The organism is Nocardia canadensis (assembly GCF_032656385.1).
In the GTDB taxonomy this organism is placed as follows: Bacteria; Actinomycetota; Actinomycetes; order Mycobacteriales; family Mycobacteriaceae; genus Nocardia; species Nocardia canadensis.
In genome coordinates this window covers 1,108,685-1,135,563 of record NZ_JAVCWB010000010.1, presented here as the reverse complement: position 1 = coordinate 1,135,563, position 26,879 = coordinate 1,108,685, and the positions used below count along the sequence as shown (strand labels likewise).

The following is a 26,879-nucleotide window of genomic DNA, read 5'->3' as shown; positions in this document are numbered from 1 at the left end:
GGTCAGCAGCAGCCGCCGCCGCCACAGCAGCCGCCACCGGCCGGCCTCGGCGCGGGTACCGGGGCGGGGGCGCCTGCACGACCGACGGTTCCGAAGGTGGTCAGCAGTTTGACCGTGTCGTCGTGGCCCGCCGGGCAGGCGGCCGGGTCCGAGGCCTGCGCCATCGGCCGGTTCACCTCGAACGTGTCGCCGCAGGAGCGGCACCGGAAGCTGTAGTTCGGCATCGGCCCAGTCTAGGCGGGCGTGTATGTCGAGGGTCTTCGACGGTGCGGAGGTCGGGTGGGCTTGCTCACCGTCGGCAGTTCCGCCGGTGACCGTGGGCACGGCAGACGATTCCAGCGTATTCGCAGCAAATGATGCGAGGCGTCGGTCCACCTCGGCGTAGCTGGGGCGAGAGCGGGCGCCAGACGTGGCCGAATGCGCATCGTGACGGTCGGTTGGCGCGCTGAAAGGCGGTTCGGGCGTGTTCCGGGAAGTAACTGTTACCTGCGGGAATGGTGCGTTGGGAGGCTGACCCGGCCGCGCGGACGTACTCTCGTAAGGAGTCACCAGGTGCTGCGGCCCGCGGGAGCAAATACACAGGCACCCGTGGGTCGCGCCGGCTAGGAGGTGTGCGATGAGCATTCAGTCCGATCTCGACGCCGACGTGCGGACGCACGAAGCCGAACCACTGGCCCGCACGGAGTACGGCGTCGTCAGCGGGACCTGGGACGGGCCGATCGCGGTATGGCGCAGCGTCCCGTATGCCGCCGCGCCCGCCGGACCGGACCGGTTCTCGCTGCCGCGGCCCCCGCAGCCCTGGGACGGAGTGCGCGACTGCGTCGTGTTCGGCGACATCGCCCCGCAGGCTATGGGCGCGATGGTCCCGGTCGACTCCGATCTGGCGATGGGCGAGGACTGTCTGTGGGTCAACGTCTGGTCCCCGCGCCCCGAACCCAGCGACGACGAGCCGCGCCCGGTGCTGGTCTGGCTGCACGGCGGCGCCTACTGCCTCGGCACCGCGGCGCAGACCATCTACGACGGGCGCAAGCTGGCCGAGGCGGGCGACGTGGTCGTCGTCTCGGTGAACTACCGGCTCGGCGTGCTCGGCTTCCTCGATCTGTCCGCGTTCGGCGAGCCGTTCACCCCGAATCTCGGCCTGCACGATCAGCTGGCGGCGCTGGCCTGGGTGCGCGACAACATCGCGGCGTTCGGCGGCGACCCGGGCAATGTCACGGTCTTCGGTGAGTCCTCGGGCGCGGGCTGCGTGACGGCGCTGCTCACCTCGCCGTCGGCGGCGGGGTTGTTCCACAAGGCGATCGCCCAGAGTCCGCCCGCCACCACGGTATTCGGCCAGGAGCGCGCGGCCGTCGTCGCGCAGCGCTACCTGGAACTGCTCGAACTCGGTCCGGGCGAGGCGGATCGGCTGCTGGAGCTGCCGATCGAGCAGCTCGTCGAGGTGGGCGCGGTGCTGCTCGACGAGGTGCCGATCAAGGAGCCGGGCAGGCTGGCCGCGGCGCCGGTGGTCGACGGTGAGCTGTTGCCGGGCTACCCGATCGACCGCTTCCAGCAGGGGCGTTCGCATCGGGTGCCGCTGCTGATCGGGACCAACCGGGACGAGGCCTCGCTGTTCCGGGTGCTGCGCTCGCCGATCATGCCGGTGACGCCCGACGCGGTGAACGCGATGCTGCGCGATGTCGCGGCCTCGCATCCGGAGATGTCACCCGAGCGGATCGCCGAGATCACCTCCGCCTACCCCGATCTGGCGAAAACCCGAGGGGCGCTGGCCATGTCGACCGACGCGGCCTTCCGAATGCCCGCGGCGTGGGTCGCCGAGGCGCACGCCCAGCATTCGCCGACCTGGATGTACCGCTTCGACTACGCGACCCCGATGTTGAAGGCCGCGCGCGTCGGCGCCGGACACGCCACCGAATTGCCGTACGTCTTCGGCAATTTCGGCACGCTCAACCACGACCCGACCTTCTGGCTCGGCGGCCGCAAGGCCTCGGTCGCGGTCTCGGGCCGCATGCAGCGCCGCTGGCTGGCCTTCGCCGAACACGGCGTGCCCGCGGCCCTGGACGGCTCCAAGCACTGGCCCCACTACCGGCCCTCGGACCGCACCACCCTGCTCATCGACACCATCGATCGCGTGGTCGACAACCCCGACGCCGACCTGCACACCGCCTGGGGCGACCAGGCGGTCGGCTTCAGCTAGGCGAGCGGGCGTTCCGGGTCGGCCGCGGGGTGGATGGATCAGACGTCGGTGGAGAAGCGGATGCCGCCGTCGGGGATCTCCACGCCGGGCCACACCCGCGCACCGCGCAGGAGTTCGCAGCGCGCGCCGACATTGGCGCCGTCGCCGATGACGCCGTCGCGGACCAGTGCGCGCGGACCGATCCGGGCGCCGAAGCCGACGATGGAACGTTCGACGGTGGCGCCCGCTTCCACGATCGCGCCGTCGAAGATGACCGCGCCGTCCAGGCGGGCACCGGCGCCGATCTCGGCGCCGCGGCCGACCACGGTGCCGCCGATGAGCAGCGCGCCCGGGGCGACACCCGCACCGGGATGCACCAGCGACTCACCCCGCTGACCCGGCAGCGCGGGCGAGGGGGCGATGCCGCGGACCAGGTCGGCCGAGCCGCGCACGAAGTCCTCCGGGGTGCCCATATCGCGCCAGTAGGAGGCGTCGACGTGGCCCTGCACCCGCGCGCCCTCGGCCAGCAGCGCGGGGAAGACCTCGCGCTCGACCGAGACCGGACGCCCGGTCGGGATCTTCTCGATGTACTCGCGGCGGAACACGTAGCAACCCGCGTTGATCTGGTCGGTCGGCGGGTCCTGGGTCTTCTCCAGGAACGCGGTGACCCGGCCGTCGGCGTCGGTCGGCACGCAGCCGAAGGCGCGGGGGTCGCTGACCCGGACCAGGTGCAGGGTGACGTCGGCGTTGGTCGACTCGTGGGTGTCGAGGATCGCGCCCAGGTCGGTGCCGCCCAGGACGTCGCCGTTGAACACCATCACGTTGTCCGCGCGCAGCTTGGGCAGCACGTTGCGGATACCGCCACCGGTGCCCAGCGGCTCGGTCTCGGTGACGTACTCGAGCTCGAGCCCCAGGTCGGAGCCGTCACCGAAGTGCTCTTCGAACACCTCGGCCTTGAACGAGGTGCCCAGCACCACGTGGGTGATCCCGGCCTCGGCGATGCGGGCCAGCAGGTGGGTCAGGAACGGCAGCCCGGCCGTCGGCAGCATCGGCTTGGGCGCCGAGAGGGTGAGCGGACGCAGCCGCGTGCCCTGTCCGCCGACGAGGATGACCGCGTCGGTGCCTGAGTTGCCTGCCATCGAGTTTCCCCTGTTCACAGTGGACCGGCGCCTGCTCAGGCGCCGGTGTCCGATTTTGCCTGCCCCGGCGCCCTACGTGGTTACGCGGGTTGCCGCCTCCTGGCGCTGACGGTTCAGGCGGAACGCGCTTTCTCGCGCAGCGCCGATCGAACCGCAATCCGGGAGCGAACCGCAAGTCCGGCGCGCAGCGCGCCCCGCAACGGCGCCTGCCACCAGTGTGGATGCCGGTCGGCCTGGAAGCGGTAGGCGCTGGCGTGGTGGGCGGGCAGCATCAGCTCGGGATGCTTGCCCGCGGCGTGGCCCTTGGCATGGGTCACCTCGGCGTCGGGGACGAACACATTGTGCCAGCCCGCCTTGCCCATGCGGTCACCGAAGTCCACGTCCTCCATGTACATGAAGTAGCGCGAGTCGAAGCCGTCGATGGTGTCGAACGCGGCCCGGCGCACCAGCAGGCAGGACCCCGACAGCCAGCCGACCACCCGCTCGGAGATCTCCTCGTTCTCCTGTCGATAGCGCACCGACCAGGGGTTCTTCGGCCAGATGGTGCCCAGGATGGCGTGGCCCGCGCCGTCGGCCAGGCCGGGGACCCGGCGCGCGGACGGGTAGACGCTGCCGTCGGGCTCCCGGACCATCGGCCCGAACGCGCCCGCGCGCGGCCAGCGCTGGGCGGCCTCGAGCATCTTGTCGATGGAATCGACGCCCCACCGGATGTCCGGGTTGGCCAGGATCACGAACTCGATCGACGGGTCGATCTCGGCGACGGCCCGGTTGATGGCACCGCCGTAGCCGATGTTGCCGCCGGTCCGCAGCAGTCGCACGTGCGAGTTGGCCTCGGCGACGAGCTCGGGCACGCCGTCGGTCGAGCCGTTGTCGGCCAGGATCACCTGCGGCTTCTCGCTGGTGGCGTCGGCCAGGGTGGTGATGAAGTGCTCGAGGTGCTCGCCCGGTGAATAAGTCACCGTGACGACGGCAAGGCCCGCAGGGGCCGCGGAATCGGCTGCGTTCACGACTGGGCAGCCTAGTCGGACACGCGCCGGAGTGCGTCGGCTAGTGCGGAACGCCAAGGCCGCAGCGGGGTGAGACCGGCCGCGTCCCACGCCGCCGAGGACAGCACCGAATAGGGCGGTCGCGGTGCGGGTCTGGGGAAGGCGCTCGAATCGCACGCCAGCACCCGCGCCGGATCCGCCCCGACCTCGGTGAAGACGGCGACGGCGAGATCGAACCAGGTGGCGGTGCCGGAATTGGTGGCGTGCAGCACTCGCGGGGCGTCGGGCCGGGTACTCAGTTCGAGCAGTGCGGCCGCGAGATCGGCGGCGCTGGTGGGGCAGCCGAGCTGGTCGTCGACCACGGTGACGGTGTCGCGTTCGCGTTCCAGCCTGCGCATGGTGGCGACGAAATCCCCCTCGACACCGGAGTACACCCAGGCGGTGCGCACGACCTGCGCGTCCGGGCTCAGTTCCAGGACCGCCCGCTCGCCCGCCAGCTTCGACTGGCCGTAGACCGTCGCCGGTCCGGTGGGGTCGCCGGGTTCGTAGGGCGTACTCGCGGTGCCGGGGAAGACGTAGTCGGTGGAGACGTGGATCAGCCGGGCCCCGGCCGCGGCGCAGGCGGCGGCCAGTACGGCGGGACCGGTGGCGTTGGCCGCGAAGGCGGCGTCGCGGTCGGTCTCGGCGGCGTCGACCGCGGTGTAGGCGGCGCAGTTGAGCACCACCGCGCCCGGGCGCAACACGGCGTCGACGGCGGCGCGGTCGGTGATGTCGAGTTCGGCTCTGCCGTAGCCCGCGGAATCGGGCGCGAGCCGCAGGATCTCTCGCCCCAGCAGGCCGCGCGCTCCGGTTACGATCAGCCGGGAGGGGACGGGGAAATCGGGGTTCACGCGGCCAGTCTGGCACGCCGGAACACCTGCGGTTCGGCGCGACTGTGGTAACTGTTGGTTAGCCTGTGATGGCCGGTGTCGGTGGACGAGCCCAGGCACACGAGATGGCGGGGTTTGCCGGGGGAGATACGGAGCCGGGCGCGGAGTTCGTCGAGAGGATCACGAGTGCGAGAGTCGACACGACCACCCACGGTCGCCACGCAGCCCGGTGCCATCGGTCCGGTGAAGGTGATGGTGGCGATCTCGGCGGTGCTGGTGCTCGCCCTCACCGGATTCGCGTGGCGCAGTGTCGACAACCTGATCGCCAATATCGATCGCATCGGCGGCCTCGGTCTCGGCGGCGGCCGCGACGGCGCGGTCGACATCCTGCTCGTCGGTGTCGACAGCCGCACCGACGCGCACGGCAACCCGCTGACCTCCGCCGAGCGCGCGATGCTGCACGCGGGCGACGAGGTGGGCACCAATACCGACACCATCGTGCTGGTCCGGGTGCCCAACGACGGCCGCTCGGCCACCGCGATCTCGATCCCGCGCGACTCCTACGTCGACGTTCCCGGCCAGGGCAAGGCCAAGATCAACTCCGCCTACGGCTCCACCAAGGAGACCGAACGCGCCGAGCTGCTGGCCGAAGGCAGCTCCGAGGCCGACGCCGAACGCGAGTCGACCAAGTCGGGCAGGCAGGCGCTGATCAAGTCGGTGGCCTCGCTCACCGGCATCACGGTCGACCACTACGCCGAGGTCAGCCTGCTGGGCTTCGTGCTGCTCACCGATGCCGTGGGCGGGGTCGAGGTGTGCCTGAACAACGCGGTGGACGAATGGATGTCGGGCGCGGACTTCCCGGCCGGGCAGCAGCGCCTCGACGGGCAGCAGGCGCTGAGCTTCGTGCGTCAGCGGCACGGGCTGCCGCGCGGTGACATCGATCGCATCGTGCGTCAGCAGGTATTCATGGCCCAGCTGGTCGGCCAGCTGCTCAACGCCAAGATCCTGGCGAATCCGAACAAGCTCAGCGAGATCAGCGAGGCGGTCGGGCGCACGGTGGTGCTCGACGAGGACTGGGACGTGCTGGCCTTCCTGCAGCAGCTCAAGGATCTCTCCGGCGGCAAGGTGGAATTCGAGACCATCCCGGTCGCCGACCTCAACAGCATGACCTCGGCGGGTGAATCGGTGGTCCGCGTCGAGCCCAAGGCGGTGCAGGCCTATGTCGCCGGGCTCGTCGGCGAGGAGAAGAAGGGTGAGGACAAGCCGAAGCTCGACCCGTCGACGGTGACGGTGAGCGTGTTCAACGCCGGCGGCAAGGCCGGGCTGGCGGCCAAGGTGTCGACGGCATTGACCGGCAAGGGTTTCCGCGAGGGCCTGGTGGGCAATTACTCCGGAGGCAGCGTGAGTTCGAGCCGGGTGCTCGCCGTGGACGCCGAGGATCCGAAGGCCGCGGCGGTGGCCGAGGCGCTCGGTGGTCTCACCGTGGTCGCGGATCCGTCACTGTCGGCGGATACCGTGAGCGTGGTGCTGGCGAGCGACTATTCTGGTCCGGGCTCGGCCGCGGCAGGCATGTTCGATTTCGACGGAACATCCTCGGCGACCGCGACGCCAGTACCGCCAGCCCCGCCGATCGACGCAGGCCAGAACGGACCGAAATGCGTGAACTGACCCATGCGTGAGCCGAACTCGACGCTCACCGACGTCCTCCTCGACCCGATTCTCGAACGCGACCCGGCCGGTCCGCGCGTCACCTGGTACGACGACGCCACCGGCGCCCGCATCGAGCTGTCGGGCCTGACGCTGGCCAACTGGGCCGCCAAGACCGCCAATCTGCTGCGCGACGAGTTCGCGCTCAGTCCCGGCGCCCGGGTCGCGGTGCTGCTGCCCGCGCACTGGCAGACCGCGGCGGTGCTGCTCGGCTGCTGGTGGGCGGGCACGGAGGTGGTGCTCACCCCCGATCCCGACGCCGACCTCGCGCTGGTCACCCCCGACCGGCTCGACGACGCCGACGGCGTCGACGAAGTGGCGGTGCTGTCGCTGGACGCGATGGGCACTCCGGTGCGCGACCTGCCGGTCGGCGTCACCGATTTCGCCACGGCGGTGCGTGTGCACGGCGACCAGTTCCTGCCCGGCGGCTTCCGGGCCGCGCTCGACGGCCTCTCGGTCGGCGAGGTGCTCGCCGAGGCCAGGAAGTCGGCGGCGCTGCAAGGGATCTCCGCCGGCGACCGGGTGCTGTCGAGCGCGCCGTGGGAGACCGTGGCCGAGCTGATCGACGGCTACATCGCGGTGCTGTACGCCGGCGCCTCGCTGGTCCAGGTGGTCAATCCCGATCCGGCGGCCGTGGAGCATCGGGCCGCCACCGAGCGGGTGACGGTCCGGCGCTGACCGCCGTCGCGTCTCCTACCCAGGTATAGGTCGATCTCCGACTGGAACACGTTCCGCGTCGTGCCCGAAGTCCGTACGGTGGAGTCATCCATTCGGCAGAGCGGCAGGGGTGGCGATGAACGCGCGGTACTGGTTGCGATGGTCGGCCGAGCACGGAGCGCCACGGGCGGTCCTGCGCTGGCAGGTGCGCAAGGGCGACCCGTTCGCCGTCCTGCTCAGCGGACAGCGCGGCCTGCACGATCCCTACCCGCTGATCGACGAACTGCGCGCGCCCGGCGGACTGCTGCGGACCCCGCTGTCCTACGCGGCCTTCGACCACGCCCAGGTCCGGGCCATTCTGCGGGATACCCGATTCGGTGTGCGGCAGGCGCTCGGCGGTGACCTGCCGGGTCCGTGGCGCAAGCTGGCCGAGCGGGTCACGGTCCCGCCCAACCCGGTCGAGCCGCCGTCGATGCTGGTCCTGGACCCGCCCGAGCACACCAGGATGCGCAAGCCGGTGGCCTCGGCGTTCACCCCGCGCGCCATCGCCCGGCTGCGGGACCGGGTGGAGGTGGTCACCGCCGAGCTGCTCGACGCGATGCCCGCGCACGGCTCGGTCGACCTGATCACCGATTTCGCCGCCAGGGTGCCGATCGCGATCATCGCCGACATGCTCGGCTTCCCCGCCGCCGACCGCGACCTGTTCCTGCGCTGGGGCGACCGGGTCACGCCGCTGCTCGACATCGGCACCTCGTGGCGCACCTACCGGGGCGCGATGGCGGCGATCGAATCCATGGACGACTACCTGGCCGCGCACATCGCCCAGCTGCGCCGCGACCCCGGCGAGGACATCCTCTCGACGCTGGTCAGTTCCGGCGACCTGGACCTGCGCGAACTCCAGGCGGGCGCCAGTCTGCTGATGGGCGCCGGTTTCGAGACCACCGTGAATCTGATCGGCAACGCGATCGCGGCGCTGTCGGCCAACCCCGACCAGCTCGCGCTGGCCCAGGACGACCCCGACCGCTGGCCCGCCGTGGTGGAGGAGACACTGCGCTTCGATCCGCCGGTGCAGACCACCGCGCGGCAGGCGCTCGAGGACGTCGAGATCGACGGCGTCACCGTGCGGGAGGGCAGCACCGTCATCCTGTCGCTGGCGGGCGCCAACCGTGACCCCGCCGTCTTCGCCGACCCGCACCGCTTCGACATCGACCGCCCCAACCTGCGCGAACACGTCGCCTTCAGCAGCGGTATCCACGCCTGCCTCGGCGCGAGCCTGGCCCGGATGGAGGCCGTGCACGCCCTGCGCGCGCTCTACACCCGCTATCCGAACCTGCGGCTACGCGGGGAGCCGGTGCGGCGGAACCTGTTCACCCTGCACGGTTTCGAGCACATGCCGGTCGAGCTGGGTCCGGTGGCGCGCACCCCGTCGCCCGACGGCTTGGCCGGCGCCGCGAGCCTGTCCTGACTCCGGCGCGGGCCCGCCCTAGGCGCCCGCGCGCCAGCGATACCGAGTCTTGGGCCGACCCGCACGGCCGTAATCGGCGCGGCGCTCGGCCAGTCCGTCGTCGGCCAGCTTTTCCAGGTAGCGCCACGCGGTGATGCGCGAAACCCCCACGGCCGCGGCGGCATCGGTCGCGGTGATGCCCGACTCGGCCGAGCGCACCGCGCGCGAGACCTCCTCGAGAGTGTGCTGCACAACGCCTTTGGGCGCACCGGCACGCTGGTCGGCGGTGCGCAGGGCGCCCAGCGCGCGATCGATGTCGTACTGCGACAGCGCCGCCTCGCCCGCGGGGAGCGCGGTGTCGAAATCGCGGTAGCGCTCGAGCTTCTCGCGAAACGCGGCGAAGGTGAACGGCTTGAGCAGGTACAGCACCACGCCGTGGGCGACGGCATTGCGCACCATGGTCAGCTCGCGGGCGGAGGTTATCGCGATGACGTCCGGGCGCGGTTCCAGGCCGTTGAGGGCGGCGGCCACCTCGAGTCCGCTGATATCGGGCAGGCCGATGTCCATCAGCACCAGGTGGAACGGATTGCCGTCGGCGATCGCCTCGGCGGCCAGCGTGAGCGCGTCGCGACCGGTATGCGCGACGCCGCCGGTGACGAACCCGTCCAGCCGCTCGAGATAGGCCCGGTGGGCCTGGGCGATCAACGGCTCGTCCTCGACGATCAGGACCCGGATCATTTCTTCTCCCTCAGCGGAATGCGAACGATGACCGCGCTGTGTGGTGCGGCCGTGGTGGTGATGGCGCCGCCGTGCCGATCGACGAGGCGGTGCACGAGTGCCAAGCCGAGTCCGGCGTGGTCGGTCTTGGTGGTGTAGCCGCGTTCGGCGGCGCGCGAGAACATCTGTGCCGACATGCCGGGCCCGCTGTCGGCGACCCGGACGACCAGCTCGCCGTCACGGTGATACACCGATACCTCGACTCGCTTGTCGACGGTGCCCGCCGCCGCGTCGATCGCGTTGTCGACCAGGTTGCCGACCAGCGTGACCGCCTCGTGCGCCGAGAGCGGATCGGCGGAGTCCAGCGCGGTGTCCTCGCTGATGGCCAGGCTCACCCCGCGCTCGGCGGCCTGGTCGACCTTGCCCAGCAGCAGCGCGGCCAGTGCCGCGTCGCCGACAGCGGACAGCAGCCGGTCGATCAGGACCTGCGAGAGCCGCAGCTCCGCGGTGGCGAAGGCGACCGCCTCCTCCGGGCGGCCCAGCTCGACCATGGTGACGACGGTGTGCAGCCGATTGGCCGCCTCGTGCGCCTGCGCCCGCAGCGACTCGGCGAACCCGCGTACGGAGTCGAGCTCGCCGAGCACCGCGCGCAGCTCGGTCTGGTCGCGGATGGTCAGCACGGTGCCGATCGGGCGGCCCTCCCAGCTGACGACGTCCTGGTTGACCAGCAGCACCCGGTCGGTGGTCACGTGCGTCTCGTCGCGCACCACGCCCCACCGCATCTGCTGCAGCGAGGTCGGCAGGTCGGTGCGATGCACCGGGCCGTCGGGCAGGTCGAGCAGCGTGCGCGCCTGATCGTTGACCACCTCGGCGGGCCCCGGCGCGGTCCCGAACACCACCAGGCCCTCGTGCACGGAGTGCAGGACCGCGTCGTGGTGCTCGTAGAGCGCGCGCAACTCGTCGGGTGCCAGGCCGTGGGTCTGGCGCCGCAGCCTGCGGCTGATCAGGAACGACGAGCAGGCCGCCAGCGCGAGCCCGGCCGCGGAGACACCGAGGATCACCGGCACCTGGGAGGCGACCTGGGTGCCGATCCTGGCCCTGGTCACCCCGGCCGAGACCAGGGCGACCACCCGGCCGCCGTCGTAGACCGGGGTGACCGCGCGGATCGAGGGGCCGAGCGAGCCGGTGAAGGTCTCGGTCAGCGTCTGCCCGGCCAGCGCGGCGTCGATGCTGCCGGTGAACGGCTTGCCGATCAGCTCGGGATTGGTGTGGGTGTAGCGGGTGCGGTCCGGCGCCATCACCACGATGAAGTCCATGCCGGTGTCGGCGCGGATGCGTTCGGTGGTGGGCTGCAGCAGTCCGCTGGGGTAGGGCGAGTTCACCGCGGCCAGCGTCGACGGCGCGCGCGCCACGGTCACCGCCACGTCGCGGACCTGCAGTTCGGTGGCCACATCGTGGTCGTGACGGGCGTCGAAGACCGCCAGCACGGTCCCGGTCCCGATCATCAGGGCCAGCACCACCAGCTGCCAGACGAAGGCCTGCCCGGCGAGCGACAACCGCACTCGTCGCATCTTGCCCTCCGACCTCGTCTTGAACGTTATGCACCAAATGTGATGGGAGTCACAGTGGTTCCGGATGATTGTGCGCCATGAGCACAACCGCCGCACCTTCGCGGAAACGCGACCATACCCATTGGCTGTACATCGCGGTGATCTTCGCGGTCCTCGCGGGCATCCTGGTCGGCCGGCTGGCGCCGGAATTCGGTCAGTCGCTGGCGCCGCTGGGCACCCTGTTCGTGAACCTGATCAAGATGATGATCGCACCCGTCATCTTCTGCACGATCGTCCTGGGCATCGGATCGGTGCGCGCGGCCGCCACCGTCGGCAAGGTCGGTGGCCTGGCCATCGCCTACTTCCTGGCGATGTCGACGGTCGCGCTCGGCATCGGTCTGGTCGTCGGGAACCTGATCGAGCCGGGCACCGGGCTGGGTGCGGGCAGCGCGGGCGCGGGCGCGAAATACGCCGAGCAGGCGCACGGTGCCGGCGGCACCTGGGACTTCATCCAGGCCATCGTGCCGACGACGCTGGTGTCCTCGCTGACCGCGGGCAGCGTGCTGCAGGCGCTGTTCGTCGCGCTGCTGGTCGGCTTCGCGGTCCAGGCGATGGGCGAGGCGGGCGCGCCGATCCTGCGCGCGGTCTCGCTCGGTCAGAAGCTGGTGTTCCGGATCCTGTCGATGATCCTGTGGCTGGCTCCGATCGGCGCGTTCGGCGCGATCGCCAATGTGGTGGGCCGCACCGGCTGGTCGGCGGTGGTCGAGCTGGCGACGCTGATGATCGCGTTCTACCTGACCTGCCTGGTGTTCGTCTTCGGCGTGCTCGGGGTGGTGCTGCGGCTGGTCTCGGGGGTGTCGATCCTGAAGCTGTGCCGGTACCTGGCACGCGAGTACCTGCTGATCGTGGCGACCTCGTCCTCGGAGTCGGCGCTGCCGCGTCTGGTGGCGAAGATGGAGCACGCGGGCGTGGAGCGCACGACGGTGGGCGTCGTCGTGCCGACCGGGTATTCGTTCAACCTCGACGGCACCGCGATCTACCTGACCATGGCGTCGATCTTCATCGCCGACGCGATGGGCAAGCCGTTGAGCCTGGGCGAGCAGATCGGCCTGCTGCTGTTCATGATCATCGCGTCCAAGGGCGCGGCGGGCGTGACCGGCGCCGGGCTGGCCACCCTCGCCGGTGGCCTGCAGAGTCACCGTCCCGAACTGCTCGACGGCGTCGGCCTGATCGTCGGCATCGACCGGTTCATGTCCGAAGCCCGTGCGCTGACCAACTTCTCGGGCAATGCCGTGGCCACCCTGCTCATCGGCACCTGGACCAAGACCGTCGACGCCGACCGCACTCGCCGTGTCCTCGATCGCGAACTGCCCTTCGACGAGGAGACGATGGTCGACGACCACCCGGTCGACGACGTCGCGGAACCCGAGCCGAAACCCGTTCCGGTGCGGTGACAGACGGGAAAGGCCCCGCAGGCGCTGCGGGGCCTTCACGGTGCCGAACCTCAGGCGCGCGCCCACTTCTCCGGGTTGAGGTGGTACTGCACCAGGGCGGTGGCGTGCCCGTGCCCGAGGCCGTGCTCGGTCTTGAGCCAGGTGACCAGCGCGGCGTGCTTGGTCTGTTCGGCGGCGCCGAGGATGGTCAGCCACTCGTCGACGGTGCGGCCGTACTTGGCCTCGATGGTGGGGAAGTAGGACGCGGGGCCGTGCGGTGCGTTCGCCATGGTGGTTCCTCCTCGGTCGTGTGCTCGTTGTGGGTGAAGACGGTGGGGGCGCGCGGAATTCATCGCCGCGTGACCGGCGTCACGCGGCGACGGCGACCCGCTGGTCGACGGTGGCCGTGACGGTGCGGTGTTCGCGCATCAGCAGCGCGCCGGTCAGGGCGACGAGCGCGGCGGTGAAGCCGTGGATGCCGAAGGCGGCCGCGGCCGAGCCGTCCCAGCTCAGCACCGTGATCATGTCGCCGGTCGGGATCAGGGCCAGCACCAGCATCGTGATGCCGAGCGCGAAGCGCTGGCGGGCGGCCAGCAGCGCGATGATCAGCAGGCCGCACACGGTATCGCGCACGCCCTTGAGATTCAGGAAGGCCACCGCGTCGCCCTCGGGCCGGGTGGGCAGGCCGAAGCCGGTGGCGATGGTCTCCGGCGTGATCAGGTAGCTCAGGCCGATGTAGAGGATGAAGGCCGCGCCGAGGACGGAGAGGGCGGTGGCGATGCGCGAGACGGTCATGGTGTGCTCCTGGCTCTGTATTGCAACGCTCTGAAATCTAGCGCTGCTAGGTGATGGGAGAACGATAACGCGAGTCTCGCTATCTTGTCTAGCGTTGCTAGAATTTCGAGCATGAGCACCCAGACCCGCAAGGAACGTGAACGCGCCCAACGCCAGCAGCAGATCGTCGACACCGCTCGCGAGCTGGCCGAAGCCGAGGGCTGGGACGCGGTCACCATCCGCAAACTGGCCGAGCGCATCGAGTACAGCCAGCCGGTGCTCTACAGCCACTTCGCGAACAAGGCCGCCATCGTCGGGGCCGTCGCGCTGCAAGGCTGTGTCGAGCTGGCCGAGGAGATGCGCCTGGCGCGGGAGAGCGCGACGACCCGCACCGAGGTGTTCGACAGGGTCGCCCGCGCCTACCTCGACTTCGCCACCGCCAACCCGGCCCGCTACGACGCGATCTTCGTGCTCACCACCGATCTGAACTTCGGCCTGGACGCGCCACAGCCGCTGCGCGACGCCTTCGCCGGCCTCGAGGCCATGTTCAGCGCCGGCGCCGAGGGTGACGAACTCGGCGCGCGCACCGAGGTGGCCTGGGCCGGGCTGCACGGCCTCGCGACGCTGGAACGCAGCGACAGGCTGCGCCCGGAACTGCGCGAACGGCGGATCGCCCTGCTGGTCGAGAGCTGGGCCGCGTTCGGGTAACCGCACGGGCCCGGCCGGGTGACCGACGACTCGTCGGCGACGGTCCCCACGCCGCGTAGGTTGGAGACAACGACGCAGGTCGCCCGGGGCGACCGAAGGCGAAGGGACGACGGATGGCTGAGGTCGTAGTAGTCGGGTCGGGCCCGAACGGCTTGGCCGCGGCGGTGATCGCGGCGCGCGCCGGCCTCTCGGTGCGGGTGCTCGAGGCCCAGGATCAGCCGGGCGGCGGGTCACGCACCGCCGAACTCACCCTGCCCGGTTTCCACCACGACCTCTGCGCCGGCGCGCATCCGATGGCGTTGGCCTCGCCCTTCTTTCGCGCGTTCGATCTGCCCGCACACGGTGTCGAGCTGCTGACCCCGACGATCTCCTACGCGCATCCGCTCGACGGCGGCATCGCCGGATCGGCCTGGCGCAACCTCGAATCCACGGTCGCCGACCTCGGCCGCGACGGCCCCGCCTGGCGCGCGCTGTTCGGGCCGCTCGTCGAGCACTGGCCCGACGTGGTCGACCTGGCGATGTCGGATCTGCGGCACCCGCCGCTGCGAATTCCCACCGCCGTCCGCTTCGGCCTGCGGCTGCTCGAACAGGGATCACCCCTGTGGAACAACCGCTTCCACGACGAGGTCGCGCCCGCGCTGCTGACCGGCGTCGCCACCCACGCGATCACCCAGCCGCGCGCCCTGCCCGCGGTCGGCGCCGCCCTGCTGCTCGGCACCCTGGCGCACGCGGGCGGCTGGGTGATTCCGCGCGGCGGCAGCCAGGCCATCCCGAACGCGCTGATCGCCGAGCTGGAACGGCTCGGCGGCGAGGTCGTCACCGGGCACCGGGTCGACGACTTCGCCGAGCTGGCGCGGGCCCGCGCCGTCCTGTTCGACACCTCGCCCGCCGAACTCCTGCGCATCGCCGGTGACCGCCTGCCCGCGCGCTACCGCGAACGCCTGGGCCGATTCCATTACGGCGGGGCCGCCTGCAAGGTCGACTTCGCGCTGTCGGGCCCGGTGCCGTGGACCGCGCCCGGCTGCGAGCTGGCAGGCACCCTGCATCTGGTGGGCACCCGCGACGAGGCGATGCGCGCCGAACGCCGGATCGCGGCGGGCGAATTCGCGGAGCGGCCCTATGTGCTGGCGATCCAGCCCGGGGTCGTCGACACGACCAGGGCCCCGGCGGGCAAGCACACCTTCTACACCTACGCCCACGTGCCCAACGGTTCCGACCGCGACATCAGCGAGGCGGTGATCGCCCAGGTCGAACGCTTCGCGCCCGGCTTCCGTGACCTGATCCTCGCGAAACACGTGACGCCGGCGGCCTTCATGCCCGCCCACAACGCCAACTACGTCGGCGGGGACATCTCGGCGGGCGCGATGACCGTGCGCCAGACCGCCTTCCGCCCCCTGGCCCGCTGGAACCCCTACGCCACCCCGATCCCCGGCACCTACCTGTGCTCGTCGTCGACCCCGCCCGGTCCCGGCGTACACGGCATGCCCGGCTTGCACGCCGCCGGGCATCTGTTGCGCACCCGCTTCGGCATCGTCACCGAGCCGCTGGAGCTGCTGCGCGGCGCGGCGCCCGCCTACCACTGAATCAGGGTGTGGCGCCCGCCGATTCGGTCTTGACGACGTCGGGTTCCAGGTAGACGGTGCAGGAGTGGGGCGCGGCCACGCGGATGCGGTAGTCGGCGGCGTCGATGGCCTCGCCGACCTGGCTGATGTCGAGCCCGGGTTGCATCGCGATCTTCGCGTTGACCAGCAGATCCTCCGGACCGAGGTACTGGGTCTGGATCCGGATGACCCGCACGATGCGAGGGTCGGCGAGCAGGGCCGCGCGAATCGCGGTGTCCTCCTTGGCCGTGGCGCCCTCCCCGATGAGCAGACTCTTGGTCTCGATGATCAGCACGATCGCGTTCACACCGAGCAGCAGCCCGATCAACAGGGTGCCGATGCCGTCCCACACCCCGTTGCCGGTGAGCACCGTCAGGCCCACCCCGGCCAGCGCGAACACCAGGCCGATCAGCGCGCCCATGTCCTCGAGCAGCACCACCGGCAGCTCGGGATTGCGGGTGGTGCGGATGAAATGCCACCAGCTGCGCTCACCCTTCAACGGCGCGGACTGCTTGCGCGCGGTGCGGAAACTGAAGCCCTCGAGCACCATCGACACCAGCAGGATCACGATCGCGACCGACGGCGACTCGATCCCGTGCGGGGACGCGATCTTGTGGATCGCCTCGTTCACCGCGAACAGCGAGCCCATGGTGAACAGCACCAGCGCGACGACGAACGAATAGAAGTACCGGTTGCGCGAATACCCGAAGGGGTGCAGCGTGTCGGGAACCCGTCCGGCCCGATGCTGCCCGACCAGCAGCAATGCCTCGTTGGCGGTGTCGGCGACCGAGTGCACGGCCTCGGCGAGCATCGACGACGAGCCGGTGATGAACGCGCCGATGAACTTCGCGGTCATGATGCCCGCGTTCGCCGCCAGCGCGGCGATGATCGCGATCTTGCTCTCTCCACCTTCACCGGCCATGGCACCGAACGGTACCCGCACAGACCGGGACGGCCCGCCCTGTGCGGCCGCCGTGTCGGCCGACGCGAATCGCCGCCGACCCGGACGGGACGACGGCGATTCGGTGAGCCGGACGGATCAGACGGACTGGGTCCGGTACAGATCGGGCTCCAGGTAGATCAGCCGGGCGGTGGGCACCGCGGCCCGCACCCGCACCTCGGCCGCGTCGATGGCCTCGGCGATGTCGGCGATGTCGAGGTCCGGCGCGATCGCGACCTTGGCGGCGACCAGCATCTCCTCCGGGCCCAGGTACTCGCTCTTGAGGTGGATCACCGAGGTGATCTTCGCGCCGTCGACCAGGTTGGCGCGGATGGCGTCGTCCTGCTCCGGGGTCGCGCCCTCACCGATCAGCAGGCTCTTCATCTCCACGATCAGCACGATGGCGATGACGCCGAGCAGCACACCGATGGCCAGGGTGCCGATGCCGTCGAAGATCGGATCGTCGGTGACCATGGTCAGGCCGACCGCGCCGAAGGCGATCACCAGGCCGATGAGCGCGCCGGTGTCCTCGAGCAGCACCACCGGCAGCTCGGGGCTGCGCGAGTTGCGGATGAACCGCCACCAGCTCGCTTCGCCCTTGAGCGGCCGGGACTCGCGGACAGCGGTGATGAAGCTGAAGGTCTCCAAGCCGATCGCGATGCCGAGGATGACGATCGCGACGATCGGCTGGCTCAGCTCCTCCGGATGCTGGATCTTGTGGATGCCCTCGTAGATCGCGTACACCGAGCCGAGGGTGAACAGCACCAAGGCCACGACGAAGGAGTAGAAGTAGCGGTTGCGTCCGTAGCCGAACTGGTGCAACTCGTCGGCGTCCTTGGCGGCCGCGCGCTGACCGAACAGCAGCAGACCCTGGTTGGCCGTATCGGCGACCGAGTGCACCGCCTCGGCCATCATCGACGCCGATCCGGTGATCACGGCGCCGACGAACTTCGACACCGCGATTCCCGCGTTGGCCGTCAACGCGGCGACGATCGCCTTCTTGCCACCACCAGCCGACATACCCGGCCCGCCCTTCTCTCCGCTGTACACGCTCGTGCCCGCAACAGCCTAGAGGGAGGGGCGTGAAATGTACGCTTCGGCGTCAGTTCTCGGCGCCGACGCAGGCGCTGAACAGCTGCGCCGACCCATCGATCGCCCTGGCCTTGATCTCGGTGTCGGCCGCGGAGATCCACGCCGCGCTGCCGCAAGCGACGGTGAGCGTGCGCCCGTTCTGGGAGAGCTCGACGGTGCCCTCGGTGCACAGCACGATGCCTGGACCGGCGTCGGCGAGCGCGACCGGTTCGGCGTCGGCGGACAGATCGAACCGGCACAGCGCGAACTCCGGGGCGGGCGTGCGGTACCGCACGCCGCCGTCGGCAGCGGGCTCCGGTTCGATCACCGGCAGGTCGATCGGCTCGAAGTCGAGCACCCGCAACAGCTCCGGCACATCGACGTGCTTGGGGGTGAGGCCACCGCGCAACACGTTGTCGGAGTTGGCCATGATCTCCACGCCGACGCCACGCAGGTAGGCGTGCAGGTTGCCGGCGTCGAGGTAGAGGGCCTGGCCGGGCTCCAGCGTCAACCGGTTCAGCAGCAGCGCCGCCAGCACGCCCGCGTCACCGGGGTAGACCTCGGCCAGCTCCAGGGCGGTGCGCACCTCGGCGGTGAAGGCGCGATCGCCCTTGCCGGACAGGTAGCGCACGCAGCCCTCGAGCACCGCGGGCAGCAGCGCCGACAGCGCCGCGGCGGGCAGCGTGATCCAGGTGGTGAACAGCGTGCGCAGCCCGGCCGAATCGGGCTGGGCGGCAAGCAGTTCGGCGTAGACGTTGAGGCCGGGCACGTCGAGCGCGCGCAGCAGGTCGACGGTGCGGCGCGGGTCGCGGAAACCGGCCAGCGCCTCGAACCGGCCCAGCGCCACAACGAGTTCCGGCTTGTGGCTGTCGTCGCGGTAGTTGCGCATGGGCGAATCCAGCGGCACCCCGGTGCGGTTCTCCCGTTCGAAGCCCGCCCTGGCCTGCGCCGAACTGGGGTGCGCCTGCAGCGACAGCGGTTCCTCGGCGGCCAGGATCTTCAGCAGGAACGGCAGCCGGGTGCCGAAGGTGTCGGCGACGGCGCCGAGTTCGCGCGCCGGATCGGCGGCGACGACCTCGAGCAACGAGCGGGTGCCACCGGCGGCTTTCACATGGGCCGGGTCGGCGGGATGGGCGCCGAACCACAGTTCGGCCTCCGGATGCGCCGACGGCACCGGCCGACCGCACAGCTGAGCGAGCGCGGTGCGCGATCCCCAGGCGTAGGAACGCAGCGCACCAACGAGTTCCTGCACTAGTAGCGTCCCCCGTCGTGGTATGGGTCCGGGTCGGGCGCGGCCGGGCCGCGCGCACCCGTCAACCGGAGATAGGCAGCGGCCATGTCCAGGCGCAAGGCCAGCACCGCCAGCTGCTCGATCTCGCTGCCGTGTCCGCCCCCTGCGGCGGAGGTGGCGGCGCCGCTGTCCGTGGTCGGGGCGGAGCCCGGCTCGGCCAGCTGGGTCTGCAGCACGTCGACGTCGGCGTGCACCAGGTCGGCGTCGACGAGCCCGCCGCCCACGCCGTCGAACACCGCGAGCTTGCGCCGCGCGGCGGCCTGATCGGGATGCACGCTCAGCGCGAGCACCCGCACCCGGTCGACCGGGGCCGGACCGTCGAGTTCCTCGTCGTGGAACAGCGGATCGAAGCCCGGTGCGGCACCGCCCGCCGCCTCGGCCAGTCGTCCGACGGCGGCGACCGCGTCGGCCAGGTCGGCGGCCGCGGCGAGCTTGCCCGCCGACTGCAGCAGCACCTCGGCGCCGTGCCCGGCCAGTTCGACCGCCGCGGGGGAGTCGCCGGCGAGAACCACGCCGACGCCGTGCATCCGCGCGGCCAGCGTCTTGGCCGGATTGTGGAAGACCTCGTTGTGCGGGCCGTCGCGCAGCGCCTCGGCGTCGAGCATGTCGGCCAGCTCGGTCAGGTCGGGCGTGGCGGGCACGCTGCGCTGGGCGTCGACCCCGCGCAGCACGGCGATGCCGACGGCGAGGAACCGCAGCAGCCGGTTGTGGTCGAGCACGGGCACGCGCGGTTCGAGCACGATCGCGCGACCGGCGGCGACCGCGCGCAGCGGACCCTCGTTGGGCGCGGCCACGATGACCTCGGCACTGCGCCGCAGCGCGCGGTCCACGGCATCGATCAGGCGCGGATCGCCCGCGTCGTCGCCTGCCACCAGCACCACGTCGAGCGGACCGACCCACGGCGGCAGCGCGGTGACGGGCACGATCGGCAGCCCGGCCCGGTCACCGAGGCCGGCGACCAGCAGGCCGGCGGCGCGGGTGGCCCGGCCCGAGCCGGACACGAGGACCAGGCTGCGCGGACGCAGTTCGGCGAGGCGTTCGGTGAGCGAGGCCTCGGCGACCGCCGCGGCCGTGGCGCGCACCTGCGCGCCGCCCGAAGCCGCCGAACGCAAGGCGCCACCGGTGTCGGCCGCCTCCAGCGACGCGGCATCGTCGAGGTCGAATACGGGTGTGCCAGCGATCATCGCCGATCCCACCTCCCCTCATCGCGCTGTGTCGTCTGCCGGCGAGCCGTCGGCGAATACCAGGTCTGTGATTCCACTATTCCAGTCAGCACCGGTACTGGTTTCATTTTCCCAGTCAGGCGCGAACGATGCTCGGGATCTCGGTGTCGAACAGAGCCGTTTGCCTCGTCCGACGCCGTGCTCCCGACGTCTGATTCCACCGGTACTGGTTTCATTTTCCCAGTCAGGCGCGAACGATGCTCAGGATCTCGGTCACGAGTGCGTTTACTTCGGCCTGCGATCCGGCTTCGACGTTGAGTCGAAGCAGCGGTTCGGTATTGGAGGCGCGCAGATTGAACCAGGCGTGCTCGCCCAGGTCGACGGTCACGCCGTCGAGGCGGTCCACCGAGACGGTCCGATCGGCGAACGCGGCGAGCACCGCGGCGGTGCGCTCGGCGGCGTCGGCCACGGTCGAGTTGATCTCGCCGGAGGCCGCGTAGACGTCGTAGGCGGCCATCAGCTCCGAGACCGGACGCTGACCCTCGCCCAGCGCGGCCAGCACGTGCAGCGCGGCCAGCATGCCCGAATCGGCGCCCCAGAAATCGCGGAAGTAGTAGTGCGCGGAGTGCTCGCCGCCGAAGACCGCGCCCTCCGAGGCCATCTCCTGCTTGATGAACGAGTGCCCCACGCGGGTGCGCACCGGCTTGCCACCCAGCTCCTCGACCAGCTCGGGCACCGCCCGCGAGGTGATCAGGTTGTGGATGATCGTCGCGCCCGGCTCCTTGGCGAGCTCGCGCTGGGCGACCAGCGCGGTGATCGCGGACGGGGAGACCGGCTCGCCGCGCTCGTCGACGACGAAGCAGCGGTCGGCGTCGCCGTCGAAGGCCAGGCCGATGTCGGCGCCGCTGCGGCGCACCAGCTCCTGCAGGTCGACCAGGTTCTTCGGGTCCAGCGGGTTGGCCTCGTGGTTGGGGAACGAGCCGTCGAGTTCGAAGTACAGCGGCACGATGGTGACCGGGCCGAGTGTGCCGAGCACGGCGGGCACGGTGTGGCCGCCCATGCCGTTGCCCGCGTCGACCGCGATGGTCAGCGGGCGGATGTCGTCGAGGTTCACCAGCTCGCGCAGGAAGCTCGCGTAGTCGGCGAGCAGATCGGTGGTGGTGGCGGTGCCGGCCGCGCCGTCGAAGGCGGGGACCCCGGCGATGATCTCGGCCGAGATGGTGGCCAGCCCGGTGTCCTGGCCGACCGGCAGCGCGTTCGCGCGGCACAGCTTGATGCCGTTGTAGCGGGCCGGATTGTGGCTGGCGGTGAACATGGCGCCGGGGCAGCTCAGCTTGCCCGAGGCGAAGTAGAGCTGGTCGGTCGAGGCCAGGCCGATGTGCACCACATCGAGGCCCTGGGCCCGCACGCCCTCGGCGAAGGCCGCCGACAGCTCGGGGGAGGACTCGCGCATGTCGTGGCCGATCACGACCCGGGTCGCGCCCTCGGCGCGCATCAGCCGGGCGAAGGACGCGCCCACATCCCTGACGAATCCCGCATCGATCTGTTCGCCCACCACCCCGCGGACGTCATAAGCCTTGATCACGGCGTTCACGAGTTCGCCAGAGCGCGCGACAGTCGTCATGAGTCTCACCCTATCCGCCTCTCCGCGACTGAGGCCGTACAGGTCCGGTAGCGCGACGGTTCGCGACAGGTCCTGCGTGATGACGGACGGACTGGGACGTGGTCGGTGAGTTGTCCGGATCCTCGCGCGATGAGTGGGTTGCCGAGGCCTACGGATCGGGCAGGACGCGCAGGTGGCCGCGGCGGCCGGTGCGGGTGGTCCGCGACGGCGGGGGCGCGCTGTCCCGGTAGCCGGGCTGGTCGGCGTCGGCGGGGCGACGGCGCAGGCCCGCTTCGCGCACGGCCTCGGCCAGCGCGGTCAGATCGTCGTCGTCGGGTGTGCTCGAGGAGAATCCGCCTTCGTGGCGGACCAGCTCCCAGCCCTTGGGCGCGGTGATGCGGCAGGCGTGGGTTTCGCACAGATCCCAGGAATGCGGTTCGGCGACGGTGGCCAGCGGTCCGACGACGGCGGTCGAGTCGGAGTACACATACGTCAGCGTCGCTACAGCCGGGTTCTTGCAGCCGGGTCGGCAGCAACGACGCATGGGGATCACGACGTCGAGATTAGCCCTCCGGCCCGCAAAAGTGGATACGGACACGCGGTGATACGTCCCGTTGTCGGCGGGTCGTTATTCGGGCTCGGGATCGATCAGGTCCGGGTCGACACCGAGATAGGTCGCGATCTGCTGGACGAGGACCTCGCGGAGCAGTTCCACGAGATCGTCGGGATCGGCGGCGCGCAGTTCCAGCGGCTTGCGGAACAGCACCACCCTGGCGCGGGTGGCCGCGCCGTGCCGGTCGACGCCCGCGGGGATCAGCCGCGACAGCGGGACCGGTCCGTCGGCCACCACCTCGTCCGGCCAGGTGACCGAATCAGGGTGCAGCGGACGGATTTTCGGTACGTCGTCGACGGCGATGTCGAGTTTGGTGAGGCGATCGTGCCAGCGGGTGTCCAGCGGGGCGAAGGCCTCGAGCACCAGCCGGTCGAATTTCTGGCCCCTCGTGCGCCACGCGGGAACGGTGGGCGGGAGCATGGGGCCACGGACACCGCGGCCGCGGCGGGTGACCGAGCGTGCGGTGGGCGCCGGGGTATGACGGCGGGAACGTGCCATGGGAGTCGTCCACCTTTCTCGCGTGCACCGGGTCGTGCCCGTCGAGCCTGGGGACGGCGCGACTACTGGGCGTGCGCCCGAAGCACCGACGTACTGCGCCTGCGTGCTCCGGGCTGGAGCCTCAGAGTCTACTTTCGAACATTCTCTTAACCGATTCCGCGCTTCAGCCTGCGACGCTCTCGTTCCGAGAGACCGCCCCAGATACCGAAACGCTCGTCGTGCGCCAGTGCGTATTCCAGGCACTGATCGCGTACTTCACAGCCCAGGCAGATGCGCTTGGCCTCACGGGTCGAGCCGCCCTTCTCGGGGAAGAACGCCTCGGGGTCGGTCTGAGCGCACAGCGCGCGCTCCTGCCACTGCTCTTCGATGGACTCGAACATTTCGTCGAAGCCCGTGACGACCAGACTCAGCCGGGGAGCCGCGACTTCGCTTACCACGTCCGGTTCCGGCCAGCTCGTGTCGGCGCAGACAGCGTGAGCTGCGCCTGCTGTGGAATCGGTCGGCGAGACCATGTTTTCGGTCATCGTTCCGCCTCCTCACTATGTGTTAGCGCAGAATGATTCTTTCCGCCGGGCCAACACGAACCCCGGCGGCCGAACACCGCGACGTAGTCTCGCGGGCTTCCCCGAACCTGTCTTCCGGCGAGCCAACACCCTCTCGCAAACGCCCCCGCGCTATGCCTTCTCGCGGTGACCGGAATGACATGTCTGTGATTAGACACGCCGCACTCGCCGGTGGTCAACCCGCCGTCACCCTTCCGTTACACTCCGCACCCGCCTTTCGTTTTGATCTTGTTATGTGCTGTGGCAAATGACCAGCAACTTTGCTGGAATTCGCCGCGAAATCAATCGGCAACCGCCACCGCATAGGCTGTGACCCTGTGACTGCACAACACGCGGTGCGCGAGCCCAAGATCGCCGTTCTGGTCGGCGGCGTCGGCGGTGCACGGTTCCTGCAAGGCGTCAGGCAGCTGCTGCCCGACGCCGACATCTCCGCCATCGTCAACGTCGGCGACGACGTCTGGATGCACGGGCTTCGCATCTGTCCCGACCTCGACACCTGCATGTACACCCTCGGTGGCGGCATCGACACCGAGCGCGGGTGGGGCCACGCGAACGAGACCTGGCACGCGAAAGAGGAGCTGGCCGCCTACAACGCCCAGCCCGATTGGTTCGGCCTGGGCGATCGTGACATCGCCACCCACCTCATCCGCACCGAGATGCTGCGCGCCGGATATCCGCTGTCCGCGGTCACCGAAGCGCTGTGCAATCGGTGGCAGCCGGGCGTGCGCCTGATCCCGGCAACCGACGATCGCTGTGAAACCCACGTCGTCGTCAGCGATCCCGACAACGCCGGCGAACGTCGCGCGATCCACTTCCAGGAATGGTGGGTGCGGTACCGCGCGGCGCTCCCGACTCATTCCTTTGCCTCGATCGGCGCCGAACAAGCCTCCCCGGCCCCCGATGTGACCGAAATCATAGCCTCCGCCGACGCCGTGTTGCTGGCCCCGTCGAACCCCGTCGTGAGCATCGGCGCGATCCTCGCCGTGCCCGGTATCCGGGGCGCGTTGCGCACCACCGCGGCCAAGGTCATCGGCCTCTCGCCGGTGATCGACGGAAAGCCGTTGCGCGGCATGGCCGATGAGTGCCTGACGGTGATCGGCGTGGAATCCACCGCCGAGGCGATCGGGCGGCACTACGGCGCCCGCTCGGCCACCGGCATCCTCGACGGCTGGCTGGTGCACTCCACCGACACCGCCGAGGTCCCCGGCGTCGAGGTCCGCAGCGTGCCGCTGCTGATGACCGACGCCGAGGCCACGGCCGAAATGGCCCGCGCCGCAATGGAACTGGCAGGAGTCCCGGCATGATCGGTCAGCGCCCGGAGGAGGCAGCCCGCGTAACCACGGAGGGCGCCCGAGCGGGCCGAGAGGACGCAGCCGTGAGCGTGCTGCCCGACCACGCGGCCGACGAGCTGCGGATCCTGCCGGTGACCGGCCTGCCGGAGTTCCGGCCCGGCGACGACCTCGCCGAACACCTTGCCGCACAGGCGCCGTGGCTGGCCGATGGCGACATCGTCGTGGTCACCAGCAAGATCGTCTCCAAGGCCGAGGGCCGTATCGTCGCCGCGCCGACCGATCCCGAGGAGCGCGACACCGCGCGCCGCAAGCTGGTCGACGAGGAGGCGGTGCGGGTGCTCGCCCGCAAGGGCCGCACCCTGATCACCGAGAACCGGCTCGGCATCGTGCAGGCCGCCTCCGGCGTCGACGGCTCGAACGTGGCCGAGGGCGAACTGGTGCTGCTGCCCACCGATCCCGATGGCAGTGCCAAGGCGCTGCGCGCCGCGCTGGCGCAGCGGCTCGGGGTGAACGTGGCCGTGGTCATCACCGACACCATGGGCCGGGCCTGGCGCAACGGCCAGATCGACGCCGCGATCGGCGCGGCCGGGCTGCGCGTGCTGCACGACTACGCGGGCGCCGTCGACGGGCAGGGCAACGACCTGCACGTCACCCAGGTGGCCGTGGCCGACGAACTCGCGGCCGCCGCCGATCTGGTCAAGGGCAAGCTCGGCGGCGTCCCGGTCGCGGTGGTGCGCGGTCTGGCGACCGACGACGACGGGTCGAGCGCGGCGGCACTGCTGCGCGGCGGCGTCGACGACCTGTTCTGGCTCGGCACCGCCGAGGCGATCGAGAAGGGCCGCAAAGAGGCGGTGCCGCTGCGGCGTTCGGTCCGGGCCTTCGCCGACGAGCCGGTCGACCCGGAACGGATCAGGGCCGCCGTCGCGGTCGGGCTCACCGCGCCCGCGCCGCACCACACCCGGCCGGTGCGCTTTGTCTGGCTGCGCAAGCCCAAGCTGCGCGCGCAGCTGCTCGAGGCCATGGCCGAGCGGTGGCGGGCCGACCTCACCGCCGACGGACTCGATCCCGAGCGCGTCGAGCGCCGGGTCGCGCGGGGGCGCATCCTGTTCGACGCCCCCGAGGTGATCATCCCGTTCTGCGTGCCCGACGGCGCGCACGACTATCCCGACGCCCGCCGCCAGGCCGCCGAGCAGACGATGTTCACCGTCGCGGTCGGCGCCGCGGTGCAGGGGCTGCTGGTGGCGCTGGCCGCCGACGGCCTTGGCAGCTGCTGGATCGGGTCGACGATCTTCGCGCCCGAACTCGTCCGCGAGGTGCTCGGCTTGGACGAGGACTGGATGCCGTTGGGCGCCATCGCGATCGGGGTACCGCTCGACGAACCCGCGCCGCGTACGGTCGGCTCGCCGGGCGCGGGCCTGGTCGAACTGTGAGCGCGGAGTCCCTGCACGCCTCGGCCACCGAGTTGCTGACCGACTGGCGGCCCGAGTCCGGCCAGGACCGATCGCTGCGCGAGGCGATGCTGGCGTTCCTGGGTTCGGCGCCGCGTGGGTGCCTGCGCGAGCACGCGCCCGGCCACATCACGGCCTCGGCGATCGTGCTCTCGCACGACCGCAGCGAGATCCTGCTGACGCTGCATCCCCGGGTGGGTCGCTGGATCCAGCTCGGCGGGCACTGCGAGCCCGGTGACGAGACCGTCGCCGACGCCGCGCTGCGCGAGGCGGTGGAGGAGTCGGGCATCGCGGACCTGCGGCTGACGCCGGGACTGTACGGCGCGCAGGCGCACCCGATCACCTGTTCGCTCGGGGTGCCGACGCGGCATCTGGACCTGCTGTTCGAGATCGTCGCCCCGCCGGGCGCGGTGCCGGTCCGCAGTGCCGAATCGACGGATCTGCGGTGGTGGCCGGTGTCCGGGCTACCGGCCGGCGCCGATGTTCTGCTGGTGGGCGTATAGGGCTCTGAATCAGTCTTTGACCTGCGATGACAGCGATCGTGCCCCAGGTGGGCGCGGTCGCTGTTCCGTTATCCGACTGTTGCAGCTTTACAAATCTGCAAATTTGTCTAGACGCCGGACACATCGGGACCTATCG

The 26,879-nt window shown here is 70.7% G+C and carries 26 protein-coding genes; 10 read left to right on the top strand and 16 right to left on the bottom strand.

The genetic code is table 11. The annotated features are described in order from the left end of the window. Positions 1 to 2: 2 nt before the first annotated feature. Positions 3 to 224: an FmdB family zinc ribbon protein gene (locus Q7X29_RS28520; RefSeq protein ID WP_218718603.1), complete on the bottom strand. Its 222-nt coding sequence runs from the start codon at positions 222 to 224 to the stop codon at positions 3 to 5. A gap of 392 nt (positions 225 to 616) precedes the next feature. On the opposite strand from Q7X29_RS28520, the gene Q7X29_RS28515 reads away from it, so the two are divergent. Beyond that, entirely contained in the window at positions 617 to 2,194 is a 1,578-nt protein-coding gene (locus Q7X29_RS28515; protein WP_218718604.1) for a carboxylesterase/lipase family protein, read from the top strand. 38 nt (positions 2,195 to 2,232) lie between these two features. Here the strand turns inward: Q7X29_RS28515 and Q7X29_RS28510 are convergent, their stop codons facing one another. The 3 genes from Q7X29_RS28510 to rfbD form a co-directional block, all read right to left on the bottom strand. After that, positions 2,233 to 3,312 (bottom strand): mannose-1-phosphate guanylyltransferase, encoded by a 1,080-nt coding sequence (locus Q7X29_RS28510; protein WP_218718605.1) that lies wholly within the window; start codon positions 3,310 to 3,312, stop codon positions 2,233 to 2,235. A gap of 113 nt (positions 3,313 to 3,425) precedes the next feature. Then, positions 3,426 to 4,319: a glycosyltransferase family 2 protein gene (locus Q7X29_RS28505; RefSeq protein ID WP_218718606.1), complete on the bottom strand. Its 894-nt coding sequence runs from the start codon at positions 4,317 to 4,319 to the stop codon at positions 3,426 to 3,428. 11 nt (positions 4,320 to 4,330) lie between these two features. Next, positions 4,331 to 5,188: a dTDP-4-dehydrorhamnose reductase gene (rfbD, locus tag Q7X29_RS28500; protein WP_316575909.1), complete on the bottom strand. Its 858-nt coding sequence runs from the start codon at positions 5,186 to 5,188 to the stop codon at positions 4,331 to 4,333. 231 nt (positions 5,189 to 5,419) lie between these two features. Here rfbD and Q7X29_RS28495 point away from each other — a divergent pair, with 231 nt between their 5' ends. The 3 genes from Q7X29_RS28495 (at position 5,420) to Q7X29_RS28485 (ending at position 8,996) form a co-directional block, all read left to right on the top strand. Next, on the top strand, positions 5,420 to 6,835 hold the full coding sequence (locus tag Q7X29_RS28495; protein ID WP_218718680.1) for an LCP family protein: 1,416 nt from the start codon (positions 5,420 to 5,422) through the stop codon (positions 6,833 to 6,835). A gap of 3 nt (positions 6,836 to 6,838) precedes the next feature. Further along, entirely contained in the window at positions 6,839 to 7,552 is a 714-nt protein-coding gene (locus Q7X29_RS28490) for a TIGR03089 family protein (protein WP_218718608.1), read from the top strand. Between the two features lie 115 nt (positions 7,553 to 7,667). Continuing rightward, complete coding sequence (locus tag Q7X29_RS28485; RefSeq protein ID WP_218718609.1) at positions 7,668 to 8,996, top strand: cytochrome P450; 1,329 nt, start codon at positions 7,668 to 7,670, stop codon at positions 8,994 to 8,996. Positions 8,997 to 9,014: 18 nt separating this feature from the next. Here Q7X29_RS28485 and Q7X29_RS28480 read toward each other — a convergent pair whose 3' ends face one another. Together Q7X29_RS28480 and Q7X29_RS28475 are read right to left on the bottom strand one after the other, a co-directional pair. Continuing rightward, a complete protein-coding gene (locus tag Q7X29_RS28480) occupies positions 9,015 to 9,713 on the bottom strand; it encodes a response regulator (protein ID WP_316575908.1) in 699 nt (232 codons plus the stop codon). Continuing rightward, positions 9,710 to 11,263, bottom strand: a complete 1,554-nt coding sequence (locus tag Q7X29_RS28475) for a sensor histidine kinase (protein WP_218718611.1) — start codon at positions 11,261 to 11,263, stop codon at positions 9,710 to 9,712. The genes Q7X29_RS28480 and Q7X29_RS28475 overlap by 4 nt, the downstream gene beginning before the upstream one ends. Positions 11,264 to 11,340: 77 nt before the next feature. Here Q7X29_RS28475 and Q7X29_RS28470 point away from each other — a divergent pair, with 77 nt between their 5' ends. Beyond that, positions 11,341 to 12,696 (top strand): cation:dicarboxylate symporter family transporter, encoded by a 1,356-nt coding sequence (locus Q7X29_RS28470; RefSeq protein ID WP_218718612.1) that lies wholly within the window; start codon positions 11,341 to 11,343, stop codon positions 12,694 to 12,696. Positions 12,697 to 12,746: 50 nt separating this feature from the next. Here the strand turns inward: Q7X29_RS28470 and Q7X29_RS28465 are convergent, their stop codons facing one another. Together Q7X29_RS28465 and Q7X29_RS28460 are read right to left on the bottom strand one after the other, a co-directional pair. After that, positions 12,747 to 12,965, bottom strand: coding sequence for a DUF4287 domain-containing protein (locus tag Q7X29_RS28465; RefSeq protein WP_218718613.1), 219 nt, complete (start codon positions 12,963 to 12,965; stop codon positions 12,747 to 12,749). A gap of 79 nt (positions 12,966 to 13,044) precedes the next feature. Then, positions 13,045 to 13,470, bottom strand: a complete 426-nt coding sequence (locus Q7X29_RS28460) for a DUF4267 domain-containing protein (protein WP_316575907.1) — start codon at positions 13,468 to 13,470, stop codon at positions 13,045 to 13,047. Between the two features lie 111 nt (positions 13,471 to 13,581). On the opposite strand from Q7X29_RS28460, the gene Q7X29_RS28455 reads away from it, so the two are divergent. Together Q7X29_RS28455 and Q7X29_RS28450 are read left to right on the top strand one after the other, a co-directional pair. Continuing rightward, complete coding sequence (locus Q7X29_RS28455) at positions 13,582 to 14,157, top strand: TetR/AcrR family transcriptional regulator (protein WP_316575906.1); 576 nt, start codon at positions 13,582 to 13,584, stop codon at positions 14,155 to 14,157. A gap of 113 nt (positions 14,158 to 14,270) precedes the next feature. Then, positions 14,271 to 15,740: a phytoene desaturase family protein gene (locus Q7X29_RS28450; protein ID WP_316575905.1), complete on the top strand. Its 1,470-nt coding sequence runs from the start codon at positions 14,271 to 14,273 to the stop codon at positions 15,738 to 15,740. Between the two features lies 1 nt (position 15,741). Here the strand turns inward: Q7X29_RS28450 and Q7X29_RS28445 are convergent, their stop codons facing one another. From Q7X29_RS28445 to Q7X29_RS28410, 8 genes are all read right to left on the bottom strand, one after another. Then, entirely contained in the window at positions 15,742 to 16,680 is a 939-nt protein-coding gene (locus Q7X29_RS28445; RefSeq protein ID WP_218718617.1) for a cation diffusion facilitator family transporter, read from the bottom strand. A 117-nt stretch (positions 16,681 to 16,797) separates the two neighbouring features. Further along, on the bottom strand, positions 16,798 to 17,718 hold the full coding sequence (locus Q7X29_RS28440) for a cation diffusion facilitator family transporter (RefSeq protein ID WP_316575904.1): 921 nt from the start codon (positions 17,716 to 17,718) through the stop codon (positions 16,798 to 16,800). Between the two features lie 82 nt (positions 17,719 to 17,800). After that, complete coding sequence (gene manA / locus Q7X29_RS28435; RefSeq protein ID WP_316575903.1) at positions 17,801 to 19,021, bottom strand: mannose-6-phosphate isomerase, class I; 1,221 nt, start codon at positions 19,019 to 19,021, stop codon at positions 17,801 to 17,803. Continuing rightward, positions 19,021 to 20,244: a tobH protein gene (locus Q7X29_RS28430; protein ID WP_218718620.1), complete on the bottom strand. Its 1,224-nt coding sequence runs from the start codon at positions 20,242 to 20,244 to the stop codon at positions 19,021 to 19,023. Before Q7X29_RS28430 ends, manA begins: the two co-directional genes overlap by 1 nt. 223 nt (positions 20,245 to 20,467) lie before the next feature. After that, positions 20,468 to 21,847, bottom strand: coding sequence for a phosphomannomutase/phosphoglucomutase (locus Q7X29_RS28425; RefSeq protein ID WP_316575902.1), 1,380 nt, complete (start codon positions 21,845 to 21,847; stop codon positions 20,468 to 20,470). A gap of 148 nt (positions 21,848 to 21,995) precedes the next feature. Continuing rightward, a complete protein-coding gene (locus tag Q7X29_RS28420) occupies positions 21,996 to 22,370 on the bottom strand; it encodes a DUF3499 domain-containing protein (RefSeq protein ID WP_255587790.1) in 375 nt (124 codons plus the stop codon). 84 nt (positions 22,371 to 22,454) lie between these two features. Next, the gene (locus tag Q7X29_RS28415) at positions 22,455 to 22,937 is read right to left on the bottom strand and encodes a metallopeptidase family protein (protein ID WP_218718623.1); all 483 of its coding nucleotides are present in this window, start codon (positions 22,935 to 22,937) and stop codon (positions 22,455 to 22,457) included. 146 nt (positions 22,938 to 23,083) lie between these two features. Beyond that, on the bottom strand, positions 23,084 to 23,317 hold the full coding sequence (locus Q7X29_RS28410) for a WhiB family transcriptional regulator (protein ID WP_133733920.1): 234 nt from the start codon (positions 23,315 to 23,317) through the stop codon (positions 23,084 to 23,086). A 500-nt stretch (positions 23,318 to 23,817) separates the two neighbouring features. Here Q7X29_RS28410 and cofD point away from each other — a divergent pair, with 500 nt between their 5' ends. The 3 genes from cofD to Q7X29_RS28395 all read left to right on the top strand — a co-directional run bounded on the left by cofD (position 23,818) and on the right by Q7X29_RS28395 (position 26,743). After that, positions 23,818 to 24,804 (top strand): 2-phospho-L-lactate transferase, encoded by a 987-nt coding sequence (gene cofD / locus Q7X29_RS28405; RefSeq protein ID WP_316575901.1) that lies wholly within the window; start codon positions 23,818 to 23,820, stop codon positions 24,802 to 24,804. Positions 24,805 to 24,875: 71 nt separating this feature from the next. Then, positions 24,876 to 26,222: a coenzyme F420-0:L-glutamate ligase gene (locus Q7X29_RS28400; RefSeq protein ID WP_316575900.1), complete on the top strand. Its 1,347-nt coding sequence runs from the start codon at positions 24,876 to 24,878 to the stop codon at positions 26,220 to 26,222. Further along, on the top strand, positions 26,219 to 26,743 hold the full coding sequence (locus tag Q7X29_RS28395) for an NUDIX hydrolase (RefSeq protein ID WP_218718625.1): 525 nt from the start codon (positions 26,219 to 26,221) through the stop codon (positions 26,741 to 26,743). Before Q7X29_RS28400 ends, Q7X29_RS28395 begins: the two co-directional genes overlap by 4 nt. The last annotated feature ends 136 nt before the right edge of the window (positions 26,744 to 26,879 follow it).

Excerpts from the sequence above, each read along its gene's own strand:
- Q7X29_RS28415 (WP_218718623.1), bottom strand. The coding sequence starts at position 22,937 with ATGGCACGTTCCCGCCGTCATACCCCGGCGCCCACCGCACGCTCGGTC.
- Q7X29_RS28490 (WP_218718608.1), top strand. The coding sequence starts at position 6,839 with ATGCGTGAGCCGAACTCGACGCTCACCGACGTCCTCCTCGACCCGATT.
- Q7X29_RS28410 (WP_133733920.1), bottom strand. The coding sequence starts at position 23,317 with ATGTTCGAGTCCATCGAAGAGCAGTGGCAGGAGCGCGCGCTGTGCGCT.
- Q7X29_RS28430 (WP_218718620.1), bottom strand. The coding sequence starts at position 20,244 with ATGATCGCTGGCACACCCGTATTCGACCTCGACGATGCCGCGTCGCTG.
- Q7X29_RS28520 (WP_218718603.1), bottom strand. The coding sequence starts at position 224 with ATGCCGAACTACAGCTTCCGGTGCCGCTCCTGCGGCGACACGTTCGAG.
- Q7X29_RS28420 (WP_255587790.1), bottom strand. The coding sequence starts at position 22,370 with ATGCGTCGTTGCTGCCGACCCGGCTGCAAGAACCCGGCTGTAGCGACG.
- Q7X29_RS28450 (WP_316575905.1), top strand. The coding sequence starts at position 14,271 with ATGGCTGAGGTCGTAGTAGTCGGGTCGGGCCCGAACGGCTTGGCCGCG.
- Q7X29_RS28465 (WP_218718613.1), bottom strand. The coding sequence starts at position 12,965 with ATGGCGAACGCACCGCACGGCCCCGCGTCCTACTTCCCCACCATCGAG.
- Q7X29_RS28475 (WP_218718611.1), bottom strand. The coding sequence starts at position 11,263 with ATGCGACGAGTGCGGTTGTCGCTCGCCGGGCAGGCCTTCGTCTGGCAG.
- Q7X29_RS28485 (WP_218718609.1), top strand. The coding sequence starts at position 7,668 with ATGAACGCGCGGTACTGGTTGCGATGGTCGGCCGAGCACGGAGCGCCA.
- Q7X29_RS28445 (WP_218718617.1), bottom strand. The coding sequence starts at position 16,680 with ATGGCCGGTGAAGGTGGAGAGAGCAAGATCGCGATCATCGCCGCGCTG.
- Q7X29_RS28480 (WP_316575908.1), bottom strand. The coding sequence starts at position 9,713 with ATGATCCGGGTCCTGATCGTCGAGGACGAGCCGTTGATCGCCCAGGCC.
- Q7X29_RS28425 (WP_316575902.1), bottom strand. The coding sequence starts at position 21,847 with ATGACGACTGTCGCGCGCTCTGGCGAACTCGTGAACGCCGTGATCAAG.
- Q7X29_RS28460 (WP_316575907.1), bottom strand. The coding sequence starts at position 13,470 with ATGACCGTCTCGCGCATCGCCACCGCCCTCTCCGTCCTCGGCGCGGCC.
- Q7X29_RS28440 (WP_316575904.1), bottom strand. The coding sequence starts at position 17,718 with ATGTCGGCTGGTGGTGGCAAGAAGGCGATCGTCGCCGCGTTGACGGCC.
- Q7X29_RS28455 (WP_316575906.1), top strand. The coding sequence starts at position 13,582 with ATGAGCACCCAGACCCGCAAGGAACGTGAACGCGCCCAACGCCAGCAG.
- Q7X29_RS28470 (WP_218718612.1), top strand. The coding sequence starts at position 11,341 with ATGAGCACAACCGCCGCACCTTCGCGGAAACGCGACCATACCCATTGG.
- Q7X29_RS28515 (WP_218718604.1), top strand. The coding sequence starts at position 617 with ATGAGCATTCAGTCCGATCTCGACGCCGACGTGCGGACGCACGAAGCC.
- Q7X29_RS28495 (WP_218718680.1), top strand. The coding sequence starts at position 5,420 with ATGGTGGCGATCTCGGCGGTGCTGGTGCTCGCCCTCACCGGATTCGCG.
- Q7X29_RS28510 (WP_218718605.1), bottom strand. The coding sequence starts at position 3,312 with ATGGCAGGCAACTCAGGCACCGACGCGGTCATCCTCGTCGGCGGACAG.